General features: G+C 63.5%; 14 protein-coding genes. 11 read left to right on the forward strand and 3 right to left on the reverse strand.

The features are described 5' to 3' along the window. Positions 1 to 279 precede the first annotated feature (279 nt). The 4 genes from DK926_RS00625 to DK926_RS00640 all read left to right on the forward strand — a co-directional run bounded on the left by DK926_RS00625 (position 280) and on the right by DK926_RS00640 (position 3935). A complete protein-coding gene (locus tag DK926_RS00625) occupies positions 280 to 876 on the forward strand; it encodes an ABATE domain-containing protein (protein ID WP_165839474.1) in 597 nt (198 codons plus the stop codon). A 68-nt stretch (positions 877 to 944) separates the two neighbouring features. After that, complete coding sequence (locus tag DK926_RS00630) at positions 945 to 1748, forward strand: TauD/TfdA family dioxygenase (protein WP_114327922.1); 804 nt, start codon at positions 945 to 947, stop codon at positions 1746 to 1748. Between the two features lie 139 nt (positions 1749 to 1887). Beyond that, positions 1888 to 2817, forward strand: a complete 930-nt coding sequence (locus tag DK926_RS00635; RefSeq protein WP_114327923.1) for a type IV toxin-antitoxin system AbiEi family antitoxin domain-containing protein — start codon at positions 1888 to 1890, stop codon at positions 2815 to 2817. A 194-nt stretch (positions 2818 to 3011) separates the two neighbouring features. Continuing rightward, entirely contained in the window at positions 3012 to 3935 is a 924-nt protein-coding gene (locus tag DK926_RS00640; protein WP_114327924.1) for a sulfite exporter TauE/SafE family protein, read from the forward strand. A 3-nt stretch (positions 3936 to 3938) separates the two neighbouring features. On the opposite strand, the gene DK926_RS00645 is transcribed toward DK926_RS00640, so the two are convergent. Both DK926_RS00645 and DK926_RS00650 read right to left on the reverse strand, forming a co-directional pair. Then, entirely contained in the window at positions 3939 to 4700 is a 762-nt protein-coding gene (locus DK926_RS00645) for a DUF427 domain-containing protein (RefSeq protein WP_114328595.1), read from the reverse strand. 81 nt (positions 4701 to 4781) lie between these two features. Then, on the reverse strand, positions 4782 to 5261 hold the full coding sequence (locus DK926_RS00650; protein ID WP_114327929.1) for a winged helix-turn-helix domain-containing protein: 480 nt from the start codon (positions 5259 to 5261) through the stop codon (positions 4782 to 4784). A 120-nt stretch (positions 5262 to 5381) separates the two neighbouring features. Here DK926_RS00650 and DK926_RS00655 point away from each other — a divergent pair, with 120 nt between their 5' ends. Further along, positions 5382 to 6659, forward strand: a complete 1278-nt coding sequence (locus DK926_RS00655) for a hypothetical protein (protein WP_114327931.1) — start codon at positions 5382 to 5384, stop codon at positions 6657 to 6659. An 80-nt stretch (positions 6660 to 6739) separates the two neighbouring features. After that, positions 6740 to 7141 carry a GNAT family N-acetyltransferase gene (locus tag DK926_RS00660; RefSeq protein ID WP_114328597.1) on the forward strand — a complete coding sequence of 134 codons (402 nt, stop codon included), beginning with the start codon at positions 6740 to 6742 and terminating at the stop codon, positions 7139 to 7141. Positions 7142 to 7202: 61 nt separating this feature from the next. On the opposite strand, the gene DK926_RS00665 is transcribed toward DK926_RS00660, so the two are convergent. Further along, the gene (locus DK926_RS00665; protein ID WP_114327933.1) at positions 7203 to 7412 is read right to left on the reverse strand and encodes a dodecin; all 210 of its coding nucleotides are present in this window, start codon (positions 7410 to 7412) and stop codon (positions 7203 to 7205) included. 352 nt (positions 7413 to 7764) lie between these two features. On the opposite strand from DK926_RS00665, the gene DK926_RS00670 reads away from it, so the two are divergent. From DK926_RS00670 to DK926_RS00690, 5 genes are read left to right on the forward strand one after another with little or no spacing between them, the layout of a single operon-like run. After that, positions 7765 to 9447, forward strand: a complete 1683-nt coding sequence (locus tag DK926_RS00670) for an ABC transporter substrate-binding protein (protein ID WP_243636572.1) — start codon at positions 7765 to 7767, stop codon at positions 9445 to 9447. 7 nt (positions 9448 to 9454) lie between these two features. Beyond that, the gene (locus tag DK926_RS00675) at positions 9455 to 10432 is read left to right on the forward strand and encodes an ABC transporter permease (RefSeq protein WP_114327935.1); all 978 of its coding nucleotides are present in this window, start codon (positions 9455 to 9457) and stop codon (positions 10430 to 10432) included. After that, positions 10429 to 11316 (forward strand): ABC transporter permease, encoded by an 888-nt coding sequence (locus DK926_RS00680; RefSeq protein ID WP_114327937.1) that lies wholly within the window; start codon positions 10429 to 10431, stop codon positions 11314 to 11316. The genes DK926_RS00675 and DK926_RS00680 overlap by 4 nt, the downstream gene beginning before the upstream one ends. 2 nt (positions 11317 to 11318) lie before the next feature. Beyond that, on the forward strand, positions 11319 to 12989 hold the full coding sequence (locus tag DK926_RS00685; RefSeq protein WP_114327938.1) for an ABC transporter ATP-binding protein: 1671 nt from the start codon (positions 11319 to 11321) through the stop codon (positions 12987 to 12989). Position 12990: 1 nt separating this feature from the next. After that, positions 12991 to 13908: a LysR family transcriptional regulator gene (locus tag DK926_RS00690; protein WP_114327940.1), complete on the forward strand. Its 918-nt coding sequence runs from the start codon at positions 12991 to 12993 to the stop codon at positions 13906 to 13908. The last annotated feature ends 4 nt before the right edge of the window (positions 13909 to 13912 follow it).

Below are 13912 nucleotides of genomic sequence, written 5' to 3' on the forward strand. Positions count from 1 at the left end.
CTATGTCCTGCGTGGCTTGCTGTCAGGCGGCGGGGATGAGGGCCGGGTCGGGGCCGGGTGCCGTCAGCGACAACACGCGCCGACGAGCGTCATGAAGTCCACGACGCGTCGGCGGGTGAGAGCCCACCCGGTTGATGTCATGCCCATCACCCAACGCGGTCGGCGCGTGACCTGTCAAGGCCCTCACTCAGGTGTGTTCTGCTCAACATGATTTTAATTCGGAGCGTCGGCGTACTGGTCTACGGTGATCGGAGAACTTCGAGGAAACAGGAGGGCACGATGTCGCGGCCGCCGGTCACCGAGACCAAGGATCAGCGCAGACTGGGCTTCCCGTTCCGTTCCGGCAGAATCAGCCTCGATTTCGTGGCTACCGTCGCCAAGCGAGACATGAACGACCGCGAGATGATCACCGACGGTGAGAGTCTGCAGACGTGGCTGTGGGTCTCGGGACTCCCGGCTGCGAAGGACCCCATCGACGAGTCAGCTGTAGAGCGAGCGCGTGTTCTACGTGAGGCCATAAACCGCTTGACGCGGGCCAGGGTGGACGAGACGAGGCCGGTCCCCACGGACGTGGAAATTCTGAACGAGGCCGCCCAACGGGGTGTTCCGTTCCCGAAGCTCGACTACGACGGGCTTTCCGTGCACCCGTCGGCGCCGGTTCCGGTGGATCAGGTGTTGGCGATCGTCGCGCGCGACGCCGTCGAGTTGTTCTCGGGCAAGTATCACGACCGAATCCGCCGGTGCCTGGGTCACGACTGCTCGTTGTACTTCGTCGACAGGTCGCGCCAAGGTGTGCGGCGGTGGTGCTCGATGGCTGCGTGCGGCGAGAAGGCCAGCTCCGCGACATACCGAAAGCGACACAGCGGCCCGGCGTGAGGTGTTCAGTTGCAACCACGCTGATTCCAACTCTTTCGGCCCATGAACGCCGGTTCTAGCGTCAGGGAATGACAGCCACACTGAGCTACCGAGTCCGTCGCGCCGGCCCACTGTTCGGCGCGGAAATTTCCGATATCGACCTGAAGAACCCGATCGACGACGACACGAGGGTCGCGCTACGGCGAGAGTTCGACGAGCACAAGGTCCTCGTGTTCCGGGGTGCGAATTTGACACCCGCAGAGCAGGTAGAAGCGGTACGCATATTCGACGAGCCGTTCGATCACCCGACGGCAATTCGTCACGACGAGCACCCGCTCGTCTACCCGTACAACGTGCAGAGCACAGGCAAGGCCAGTCACTGGCACATCGGCGGCGTTTGGCGGAATCCTCCGTTCTCGATCGAATCGCTTGTCTACGAGGAGGTCTCGGAACTCGGCGGGCATACGTTGTGGGCGGATCTTCAAGCCGCGTACGACGGCTTGTCCGAGCCGGTGAAGGTCCTGCTCGAGAATGTCAGCGCCGTGTACGACTCCAACGCCGTGCACTATGCGCAGGGGGCAGAGCGCGGTGAGGTGAAGCAGACCATCGCGCATCCCGTCGTGCGGCAGGACCGCAACGGACGCAAGGGGTTGTTCATCAGTACCGGAGCGCGTCACCTCGAGGGCGTGACGGCAGGGGAGAGCGCAGCGCTGTTGGCATTCCTGCTCGAGCATGCGTCGTCGCCGAACTACACCATCCGGTTCGGTTGGAATGCAGGTGATTTCGTTCTGTGGAACAACCTCGCGACGTGGCACTACGCGATCGACGACTACGGCGTCGGGCCGCGTCGGTATCGGAAGGTGTTGGCGGCTTCTCCGGAGGTCACTGTCTGAGCCGATTTTGCTCCCCAATTCGGGATTCGAACGCCCTGCAGAGGGTTCGAATTCCGAATGGGGGAGTTTTTTCGGTGAATGGGGGATCCATTCAACAGTCTGGTGCGTCCAAGACGACATGGACTTCGACCAGCCAGGTATGTTCACACGCGCAGAGGCACTCGCCGCCGGCTACACCGACGACGATCTACGTCGAGGGCGTGCCGCGCGCCAGATCATCGCTATCCGGCGCGGATATTACATCCGCGCCGATCTGTATGCGAAAATGACAGCTACTGAGCAACATTCGATGCTGGCACGGGCTGTGTACCAGGACTCCGGTGCTCAGGCTGTTCTGAGTCACGTCTCGGCAGCAGTGCTGCACGGGATGGATGTGTGGAAACTACCCTTGGACAAGGTCAATCTGACAATCGGTCGAAGTTATGCCAGCAAGAAGGGGCGTCGGCGAGTATTGCACGGAACGGCAGTCACGCCCGACGAGTGCACGACTGTCGATGGATTGCGGGTTACGAAACCCGCGCGGACGATCATCGATGTGGCGCGGTCATCGCCGTTGGAGCAGTCGATATGCGTCGGAGATTACGCATTGCACCACCGCTTGACCACCACAGCCGAACTCGATGCTGCTTTGAAGTCCGCGCTGGGCAGGACTGGCATCGGACGGGCGCGACGTGCAGTCGGATTGATGTCGGCGCAAAGCGAGAGCATCGGCGAGTCGCGGAGTCGTCTACTACTCGGTGATATAGGCATCTCGCCCCCGTTGTCGAACCAATGGGTATACGACGACAACGGCAGGTTCGTCGCTCGCGTGGACTTTCTGTGGCCCGAGAAAGGTGTTGTCGGTGAGTTCGACGGCAAAGTCAAGTATCGGTCGAGGGTCGCCAAAGAGGTTATCGCAGAGAAGAATCGTGAGAACCGCCTCATCGACCTCGGTTGGACAGTCGTGCGCTGGGACTGGGATGAACTCGAGGCACATCAGATTCTGCGGGCGCGCATAGAAGCCGCGTTCGGTCGTGCGGCCAGACATGCCGCGCCCGGCGGGGCGTTTTACAACAATCGACTCCCCTGATTGGAATTCGAACCCCCTGCAGTGGGTTCGAATTCCAAATAGCGGAGTAAATCTTCACTTGATTCGCTGATTTCAACCCTTGACGAACATGCCGGCGTTGTCTTCCATTGATCGGGTGCACATGAACCGCCAGTCGTGTCCGGGCTCGATCTGACCCGCCCCCAGAATCGGATCTCACACAGCGGAGAACTTGCGTGAAAACAATCATCCTCATCGGATTGGTCGGGCTCGCGGCCCAACTGGTCGACGGTGCACTCGGCATGGCATACGGAGTCACGACGACGACGCTTCTGCTCGCCATCGGCACCAACCCGGCCACCGCGTCGGCGACGGTGCATCTGGCCGAGATCGGCACGACGCTCATATCCGGGATCTCGCACTGGAAATTCGGCAACGTCGATTGGAAGGTCGTGCGTCGTATTGCGCTCCCGGGTGCGGTCGGCGCCTTCGTCGGAGCGACGGTGTTGTCGAACCTGTCCACCGAGAGCGCGGCTCCGATCATGGCGATCATCCTGCTGGCGCTCGGCATCTACATTCTCACTCGGTTCACCTTTCAGGGCATTCCGCGTGGCCACCTGGGCAAGCCGCTGCGTAAGCGCTTCCTCGCGCCGCTCGGATTGCTTGCGGGCTTCGTCGACGCCACAGGCGGTGGAGGCTGGGGGCCGGTCGGCACGCCGGCCATCCTCGCGAGCGGCCGGTTGGAGCCACGCAAGGTCATCGGGTCGATCGATACGAGTGAATTCGTCATCGCCCTGGCGGCAAGCCTCGGCTTCCTGTTCAGCCTCGGGTCGCAGGGAATCAACGTCGGATGGGTGTTGGCCATTCTCGCCGGTGGTGTGATTGCCGCGCCGCTCGCCGCCTGGCTCGTCCGCCACGTTCCGCCCAGACTGCTCGGTGCCTCGGTCGGCGGCATCATCGTCCTGACCAACACCCGCAGCCTGTTCCGCAGCGGCTGGTTCGAAATCGGCGGCACCCTGCAGACCGTCGCCTACGGTGTCATCGTTCTCGCGTGGGCCGGGTGCTTCGCCTACTCGTTGAGGGCGTACCTACAGGACCGCGACACCGAATCCGCTGATCACCTCACCGAGGAGGCGAACAAGAATGCAGTGGCTGTCTGACAGTCAGCTCCCGATCACCACCCCGTCGACCACCAGGCGAGCACCCCTGTCGACATAGAACGACAGATGGTTCTCGATGCCGGACGCGGCGGGCGTCGTCTGTGGATAGAACCAGGCGACGTCTGCCGGCCCGTCCGGAACCGACACGTACGACGCGGTGCCCTTGTACGGGCAAGCCGTCGTCGTCGGGGACGACGTGAAAAGCCAGTTCTTCACGTCGATCCGTGGGATGTAGTACCGAGGCGGCAAACCGGTCTCGAACAGGATCTTGGGCCTATGACTTTTCGCGACCAGCACGTCACCGATGTACACCTCGATGTGCCGCGATGACGGCAACACATCCACCCGCACGTACGGGTCGCGCGGATGAACGAAGACTTCCTCGTCCTCCTCGAACCAGGCGTCGACGCGATCCCAGTAGAACGACACGTAGTCGCTCAGATCGAGGGCGTCGTCCAGCGGTTCGGGGTACGTCCACAAGGCGTCCTCGGAACGTCGGTCACCGACAACGATGGTGCGGTACTCGGCGGTGCCCTTCCGTGGGCACACTGTCGAGGTGCGGGAAGCCTCGAGGAATTTGTTGCGTACGTCCGTCCACGGGATGTAGTACGCGGGCAGATGCCCCTGCTCGAAGAGGTAGATCGACTCGGTTGTGTCGGCGATGACCTCGCCCGCGAAGTAGGCACGGACACGTCTCGCATTCGGCTCGATGGAGACTGCACCATTCGCCGCAGTAATCCCGGTATGGCTGGTGGCCGGTGCCATCATTACCTCCTACGTCACCATGTCCGACGGGGAACGTCCATCGTTCCACGAAGTCGATCTTGGTGACATAACTACCCCGACTCAGGCCGACCGCAACCTCACCGGGTCGTCGACGACGCGTATGGCCTCGGTCGGGTCGAAGCGGTAGCCGGCGCCACGCACTGTGGCGATCGTCGATCCGAAGCTGCCCAGCTTGGTGCGTATGCGTGACAGATGTACGTCGACGCTCCGGCCCGACCCGGTGACAGCGAATTCGCGACGACCGACGACCACCCGGGGATAGGACACGAGCTGCGCGAAAATTTCGAACTCGGTATGGCTGAGGCCGATGCTGCGCCCCGACAACACGACGTCGCGCGCCGGGAGATCGACGACCAGCGGGCAATCCACGTCGGACACCTCGATGTCGAATCGCGCCAGAACACCGGCGTCGGGGGCGTACGACCGCGTCACGTGCCTGAGCGTCTCCGCCAACTGATGCAGACTCTCGGCGCCGACCCCGTCGAGCGAGCCGGTGCCCAAATCCGAGATGTGCAGTACGACAGTCGGTTCGGTGGGCATGGCACATCGAACCTCGAGATGTGCCGTCCGACCAGGGTTTTCCGCGTCCTGATTCCAACCGTTGACTTACCGGCGATACCGGTGATGGACTCGGGCGAGACTGCGAGGAGGGGGGAGGTCATGGCCCGGCTCAGCATCACGGACGCGCAACGCGAAGCACTGGCCGACGCGGCGTCGTTCCCACTGCTCGACGCCATTGCCGGCCGCCGGTCCCGACGCTTCCCGCTGGGTGGGAAGATTCCCGACGGACCGCTGGCATTCACGAGCAAGCATCCGGTCACACCGCTGACCGAGGTGGAACGCGCCCTCGTCCTGTCGGTCGTCGGTGGAGTGACCGGCTGGCACTACGGCATCACGAGGCACGGCGGGTACGCGCCGAAGTTTCCGAACTACTCGGGCAGCGCGGTCGGGCGCACGTTCCCGTCGGCTGCGGGCTTCCACACGAGCCAGCTGTTCTTCACCGACGACTCGGGAACCTACCTGTTGCCGACACGCGATCTACCGCCGCTCGAAGAAGACTTCGATCTCGAGGAGTGGCTGAACCACACGGCGAATCACTATGTCCGGCTGTCTGATTCGCGACTCGAACTGCCGCGTGAGGAACCGTACATGGAAGGCCACAACACCTGGATCGCGAACCATCCGGGCAGCTTGCTCGCCTTTCCCGTCGCCGATCTCTCCGAGCATCTCGTCGCCAACTTGTCGTTCTTCGCGGCAAACGGATACGTCGTGTTCGACGACGTGAACGACCGACCGATACCGGGTGTCGACGCCTTCTCCCACCTGGCGCATTTCGACGACCCGGTGCCGTTGTCGTTCGTCGAGCAGTACACGTTGACCGAGGCCAGTGCCGAACTGGCGACGGCGACACACAACGGCGTCCTGCTGTTGCAAGCGCTCGGCCTGGGCGGCTGGATGTTCGACGGCCTCGACCGCTTGTCGGTGCTCGGCGGCTCGGGTGATCCGAGGGCACCAGGGCTGGGATTCAGATCCGACGCCGACCCACGATGGCCGTTCCCCAACGCCACCGGACTCGACGGCTACTTCGAGACGCTCACGCCGCCACACGTCGCAACCGTGGCTGACGGCGTCGAGAAGTACATTGTGCGAAAGTACGGCCCCGGCGGGCCTTTTCACCCCGACACACCGGGGCCGTGGACGGACACTCGGGCCGTGCGTTCGGCGGCGCTCCCGGCATCGGCCGTGCAGGAGCTCATCACGATCGAAGCGTCGTACATCTACGATACGTTCGGGAAACTACCGGGTACGGTGCCGACCGTGCACGTGCTGATGTATTTGCAGGCGCAGAACATCGACCTCGATTTCTACGACACCCATTTCGCCCCCGGCGCGTACTTACGAACACACGCCGAACACGGAAAGCGCTGGAACTCTTGACCGAAGTGACCTCGACAGGCCCTCTCACCACCGTCGTCGTGGACTGGGATCATCCCGATGCAGAGTCTCTGCGGGCCGCGATGGTCGCCGAAGTCGGCCCACGCTACGCCGATCGCGCTGCCGACCTGGCTCGCACACAGGCCAACGCCGTCGCACCCGAGACGGTGTTTCGCACGTTCGTCGTCTACCGCGACTCCCAGGCAGTCGGGCACGCGGCCGTGCGATGGAACGGGCCGGACCTCGAGCTCAAGCGCATGTTCGTCCGCGCCGATCACCGCGGATCGGGGGTGTCGTCGGCGTTGCTGCGAGCCGTCGAGGACGCCGCCCGTGAGCAGGGGCTGCCGCGGCTGATCCTGCAGACGGGCGACCGGCAGCCCGACGCGGTGCGCCTGTACGAGAAGAGCGGTTACACGCGAATCCCTATCTTTTCGCCGTACGAAGCCATGCCGTTCTCGAACTGCTTCGAGAAGGTGTTCGGCTGACGCCGCATGTGCACGAAAATACATAGCGGGCTATGTATTTTCGTGCACATGGGCGAAGCTCCTACCCCTCGAGCTTGAAACCGACCTTGAGGGTCACCTGGTAGTGGGCAACTGCCCCGTTCTCGATGTGACCTCGCGTCTCCACGACCTCGAACCAGTCGAGGTTCGTCAACGTTTCGTTCGCGCGAGCAATTGCCTTGCGGACCGCGTCGTCCGTGCCCTCCGTCGACGTTCCGACGATCTCCGTCACCCGGTAGATGTTGTCGCTCACTGAGTCTCCTTTGCTCGAATTCGGTGTAGTTCTTCGTCCGCCTCGATGGTTCTCCCTTCCGCAGCATTTCGAAACCGATTCGAAGAATCATCGTGATTCGAATGGTGGTCGAACCGCGGCGCGCAGAGCACACTCGTGCATCAGCGTGAAGTGAACAATGACGACATCGGCGCGACGGTTCAGATTTTCTTGACGAATCATGAAGCGCTACTGCAGATGTCGAGCCGGCGACGAGGAAGGAGCGTTCGATGACGGTGTGTCGTGCTTGTTGTCGGGCGCTCTCCTGTCGTCAGGCCTGAGTTCTCCGTCTTCGCAATCCCTTTCCCGTTCTTTCCCGAGGAGTGCTGTCACGATGTCGCTTCGGCGCGTTCGCTCGTCCCTGTCCAGGCCGCCCCGTTCACGGCGCGTTGCCCCGCTGATCACTGCCCTCACCGCAGCGTCTCTGCTGCTTGTCGGCTGCGCCGCATCCACGGTCGCGAGCCCGACCGACGACGCCGGCGACCCCGTCTCCGGTGGAACTCTGAAGTTCGCACTGCTGGACGCTCCCGCTAACCTCGATCCTCATTCGGGCAGTTCGTATCCCGAGTCGCTGATCACGAGCAACACCGCAGACAAATTGACCTACCAAAATCCGGAGACCGGCGCGATCGAGCCGTGGCTCGCGACGTCATGGGAGATCAACGACGACCTGACGCAATTCACGTTCCATCTGCGTGACGACGTCACGTTCAACGACGGAACCAAGTTCGACGCGAATTCGGTGGTCGAGAACTTCGACATTCTCGGACGCGGCAACGAAGCGTTGAGCATTCCGGCCGTCACCGCGTATTGGGTCGGGTACCAGAACACCGTTGCACTCGATCCGTACACGGCGAAGGTGACGTTCGACCGTCCGAGCGCCGGTTTCCTGCAGGCTCTTTCGCACTACTTCTCCGGCATCGTCGGCCATTCGACGCTGCAGCTGAACAAGGCCGACCGCGCGCTCCCGCAGAACATCGTCACGACGGGCCCGTTCACGGTGACCGAGCACGTGTACCAGCAGAAGACCGTGTTGACCAAGCGCGAGGGTTACAACTGGGCGCCTGCCAGCCGGAAGCACAACGGTGATGCCTACCTCGACAAGGTCGAGATCGACGTCATCCCGGAGGCGAGTGTGCGCACGGGTGCGTTGCAGTCGGGCGACGTCGACGCGATTCTCGACGTCAACTCCACCGACGAGCAGCCGTTGGCCGCGGCCGGGTTCCGCATCGTTCCGCAGGCGATTCCGGGGCGCGACATCGCATTCGACTTCAAGACCGATCAGTTCCCGACGAACGACCAGGCCGTACGTGAAGCGATCAAGCTCGGTTGGAGCCGCGACGCACTGCAGAAGACGGTCCTGACGGATAGCTACAAGATCTCGACGTCCGTTCTGTCCGAGCGTGTTCCCGGGTGGAAGGACTTCAGCTCGGATCTGACCGAGGATCAGGAGAAGGCCGAGCAGATTCTCGACGACGCGGGGTGGAAGGAAGGCTCCGACGGCGTCCGCGAGAAGGACGGGCAGAAGCTGACCGTCAAGCTTCTCGGGATCAACAACCTCGTCATCAACAAGCCCGCGTATGAACTGATTCAGCAGAATCTAAAAGAGATCGGGATCGACCTGGAGCTCAACCTGCTCCCTATTCCGGACTACACGGCCGCGTCCAAGCAGCAGAACACGTGGAACATAGTTGCGGCCAACACCAGTCGCGGTGACGTTTCGGTCCTCGAACAGCTGTACTCGCCGCTGTACACGAACACCTCGCGTATCCAGAAGGACAACCCGATCTATCAGGAGTCCGTCGACACGCTCGCCGCAGTCAGCGCCACGCTCGATCCGCAGAAGCGGGCCGACGCCGCCGCGACCGCTCAGGACTTCCTGCTGAACAAGTACGTGCTCAGCGTGCCCGTGTACAACCCGGCGCAAGTCACCGCGGCCAGCCCGAGCGTCCACAACGTCGAGTACGAGGCACAGTCGCGCAACGTCTTCTACGACACGTGGATCGACCCGAAGTGAGGATGACATGACGCGCTACGTTCTCGCGAAGCTCGGGCAGTCCGTCTTCGTCATCTGGGCGGCGTACTCGATCACGTTCGTGCTGTTATGGGTCTTGCCCTACGACACGGTCGACGTGATGTTCGATCCGAACGACACCGCGTCGATTTCGCTGGAACAGCAAGAGGCGGTGCGGCAGTCGCTCGGGCTGAACGATCCGCTGATCGTCCAGTACTTCGATCGCCTGCTCGCCGCCGCGCACGGTGACTTCGGTCAGTCCGTGCGCACCGGTGAGAGCGCGTGGTCGATGATCATGGCGGTGCTGCCGCAGACCGTCGTCCTTGCAGGTGCAGCACTCGCGATAGCGATCGTCATCGCGTTCGTGGTGGCGCTGACCGCGTCGTACACACGGCATCGGTGGCTCGCGAATCTGATCGCGGTCGTGCCCGCCGCCGGTGTGTCCGTTCCGGTGTTCCTCGTCGGACTCGTTCTGTTGCAGATCTTCTCGTTCCAACTGCGATGGTTCCCTCCGATGGGCAACAGCGGACTCGTGTCCCTCGTGCTTCCGGCTGTCACCCTGGCGATTCCGGTGTCGGCACCCATCGCACAACTGTTGCTGAAGAACATCACGCTCGGACTGCAGGCTCCGTACGTGACGGTGTCCGCAGCCAAGGGTGGCACCAGGTTCTGGCTCCTGACCCGTGAGGTCCTCAAGAACGCGAGCCTGCCTGCTCTGACGATCGCGGGTGTTGTCGTCGGAAATCTTCTTGCGGGTGCGGTGATCGTCGAGACCATCTTCTCCAGGTCCGGCCTCGGCAGGCTCGCCGAAAGTGCCGTGCGCACACAGGATGTGCCGTTGGTGCAAGCCATCGTCGTGTTCGCAGCGCTGGTGTTCGTCGTCGTCAATTTCGTCGTAGACGTGATCTACCCTCTGCTCGATCCGCGGCTGAAGGCCCAAGCCGGAATCGAGACCAGGCCCGTCCATGTCAAGGAGGCAGCGCTGTGACCACACTCGACGTACGTGTGCTCGACGACGCCACACTCGAGAAACCGCAGGCATCACCGGTCGCACCGGAGCGGGCTCGAGATTCATTGTTGCGCAGGGCGCTGGCCGCACCGGGGTTGGTGCTGTCGTGGATCGTCGTCGGCACCGTGATCGCCTGGGCGTTCGTGCCGGGATTGTTCACGTCGAAGAGCCCGTACGACAGCGACATCGACGCCAGCTTCGCCCCACCGAGCCTCGCCCACCCGTTCGGTGCCGATCGCCTAGGACGTGACCTGCTTGCGCGCGTCATCCACGGGACGTCGACCACGTTGTCCGCGACACTGCTCGCGGTACTCGTCGGCCTGATCGTCGGGTCGGTGATCGGACTGCTCAGTGGATTCATCGGTGGCCGCACGGATGCGATCGTCATGCGCTTCGTCGATGTGCTGCTTGCCATTCCGGGGCTGCTGCTCGCGATGACCGTCGTCACGGCCTTGGGGTACGGCACTCTCGAGGTCGCGTTCGCGGTCGGCATCACCGCGATCGCCGCGTTCGCGCGCGTCATGAGGTCCGAAGTCCTGAAGGTCGCCCGCAGCGAGTACGTCGAGGCGGCATACGGGTCAGGCGCGGGCTTCGGACGCGTAGTGTTCCGTCACGTTCTGCCGAACTCGAGAGCCGCGGTGTTCTCGCTCGCCGCACTCGAATGCGGTTCCGCCATCCTCGCAGTCGCGGCACTCGGATTCCTCGGCTACGGCGCGCCGCCGCCGCAACCCGAGTGGGGACTTGCGGTGTCGGAAGGACGCGACTACCTCGCGACCTACCCGTGGATTGCGATCTTCCCCGGAATCGTCATCGCCGCAGTTGTTCTCGCGACCAACCGGATCAGCAAGACGTGGGGAGAGTGACCATGGCGGGGAAAAGAGATGTCGTCGTCGACGCCACCGCGCCGCTGCTCGAGATCGAGAATCTGAAGGTCGCGTACACCGGTCGGCGCACCAAGCAGGCCGTACGCGGGCTCGATCTCACCGTTCACCACGGCGAATTCGTTGCTGTCGTGGGGGAATCGGGATCCGGAAAGAGTACGACGGTGCACGCGGCACTTCGGCTGTTGCCGTCGTCGGCGACGATCGAATCGGGTCGCATTCTCCTCGGTGGCCTCGACACCACCGGATGGCGGGACAAGCGCCTGGCGCAGTTGCGCGGCCCGTTCGTCGGCTTCGTACCACAGGATCCAGGCACATCGCTGAACCCCGTCAAACGCGTAGGGGCGCAGGTGCTCGAGGCAATTCGGTTGCACCGCAGGGTCGAATCCGCACAGGCCAGAGAGCTCGTGCTCGAGAAGCTGCGACTGGCAGGATTGAAGGACGTCGCGCGCATCTACGAGCAGTACCCACACGAACTGTCGGGTGGAATGAAGCAGCGTGTGCTCATCGCCGTCGCGTTGGCGAGCGACCCGAAATTGCTGATCGCGGACGAACCGACGTCGGCGCTCGACGTCACCGTCCAGAAGCTCATTCTCGACCACCTCGCACATCTGCGCGACACACTCGGGCTCGGAATCCTGCTCGTCACACACGATCTGGGTGTTGCGGCGGACCGAGCCGACCGTGTCGTCGTCATGAAGGACGGTGCGATCGTCGAGCACGGTCCGACGGCGACGGTGCTGGGTGCGCCGACGAACGAGTACACACAGCGGCTGTTCGCGGCCGCGCCGACGTTCAGAACAGCGCGACTCGACGCCACACGGGACGCCGTCGCGGTCGACCGCAGCGCCAGTGTCCTCGAGATCGATCACGTCACGAAGACGTTCGACGCCGGGAGAGGGTCCGCGTTCACAGCAGTCGACGACGCGTCCCTGACGGTTCGGGCGGGCACGACACATGCCATCGTCGGTGAATCGGGGGCAGGCAAGTCGACGCTGGCACGCATTGCCGTCGGGTTGGCCGCGCCAGATGAAGGCATCGTCACCTTCCACGGCCGCGACGTCGACGGGGTTCTCACCGGATTGCGGCACCGCGCGCTGCGGCCGTATCGCCGCGAGATCCAGCTCGTCTACCAGAACCCGTTCTCGTCGCTGGACCCGAAGTTCAGCGTCGAACAGATCGTTGCCGAGCCGCTCATCGCGTTCGGAACGGTGAAAGACAAGGCCGCGCGGCGCGAACGCGTCGAACAGTTGTTGGCGTCGGTCGCACTCGACGGGTCGTATCTGCACCGAAGGGCCGCCGAACTGTCCGGTGGGCAACGTCAGCGCGTCGCGATCGCCCGGGCACTCGCGGCCGATCCGAGGTTGCTCGTGCTCGACGAGGCGGTGTCGGCGCTCGACGTGTCGGTGCAGGCGCAAATCCTGCAGCTGCTCGTCGATCTCCAGGCCGAGCTCGGATTGGCGTATCTGTTCATCACGCACGATCTGAGCGTCGTACGCCTCGTCGCCGACGACGTGACGGTGATGCGGTCGGGGCGGGTCGTCGAAGCGGGCACCGTCGCCGACGTCTTCTCGGCTCCGGCGGACGCGTACACACGATCGCTTCTCGATGCAGTCCCGGGCGGGCACAGTGCTACTGCCGCGGTGGTGACCTGACGTGTACGACGTGCGCAGGCTCGTGCTGCTCCGCGATCTCGCCGATCGCGGCACCATGACCGCCGTGTCCGAGCAGCACGGGATCACGACATCGGCTGTGTCGCAGCAACTTCGAATCCTGGAAGAGGAGGTGGGTTCGGCGTTGACGCGGCGGGACGGCCGTGTGCTGCGGCTGACCGGTGCGGGTCGTGTGCTCGTCGACCACACGGCACGGATCCTGGCGGCACTGGAGGAGGCCGAAAGTGCGGTCGCCGCAACAGGAGACACGATCACCGGTGTGCTGACGATCGCGTGCTTCCACACAGCCATGTCGGAGTTGGCGCTGCCGGTGGCGGCGAAATTGGGCGTCGACCACCCCGAACTACGGGTACGTCTCGTCGAATCCATGCCGGTGGATTCGGTGCCCGCGGTGCGTCAGCAGGACGTCGACCTGGCGGTCACTTATACCTACTCGTTTGGTGCGACGGACCTGCCCTCGGGAATGACGTCGGACTACCTGTTCAGCGACCCCCTGGTGTTGCTCGCCCCGCCTGCGTGGCGCGACCGGGTCGCGATAGAGGGACTCGCCGCACTCGCCGACGCGGACTGGATCGCAGCTCACGACGGAGCACCGTCGATCTCGTCGGTCATGTTCTCCTGTCGCCAAGCAGGATTCACGCCGCGGATCGGCCATCGTACGGGCAGTTTCTCGATGATGGCCGAGATGGTCGATCGAGGCTTCGGGGCCACGATCGTTCCTCAGATCTCGGTTCCGGACCGGCTGCGTCATCTCGTCGTCGCGCCGATCGTCGACGGGGCCAGGCGTATCGGAGTCACCTATCGGCAAGCCTCGGTGGAGCGTCCGGCCGTCGCGGCTGCCGTGCGCGAATTTCAGCAGCACGTACGACCCGGTGTGGGCCTTGCGGGCCTCGCATCGTGATCAG

This window comes from Rhodococcus sp. Eu-32 (assembly GCF_003336925.1).
GTDB classification, from domain to species: domain Bacteria; phylum Actinomycetota; class Actinomycetes; order Mycobacteriales; family Mycobacteriaceae; genus Rhodococcoides; species Rhodococcoides kyotonensis_B.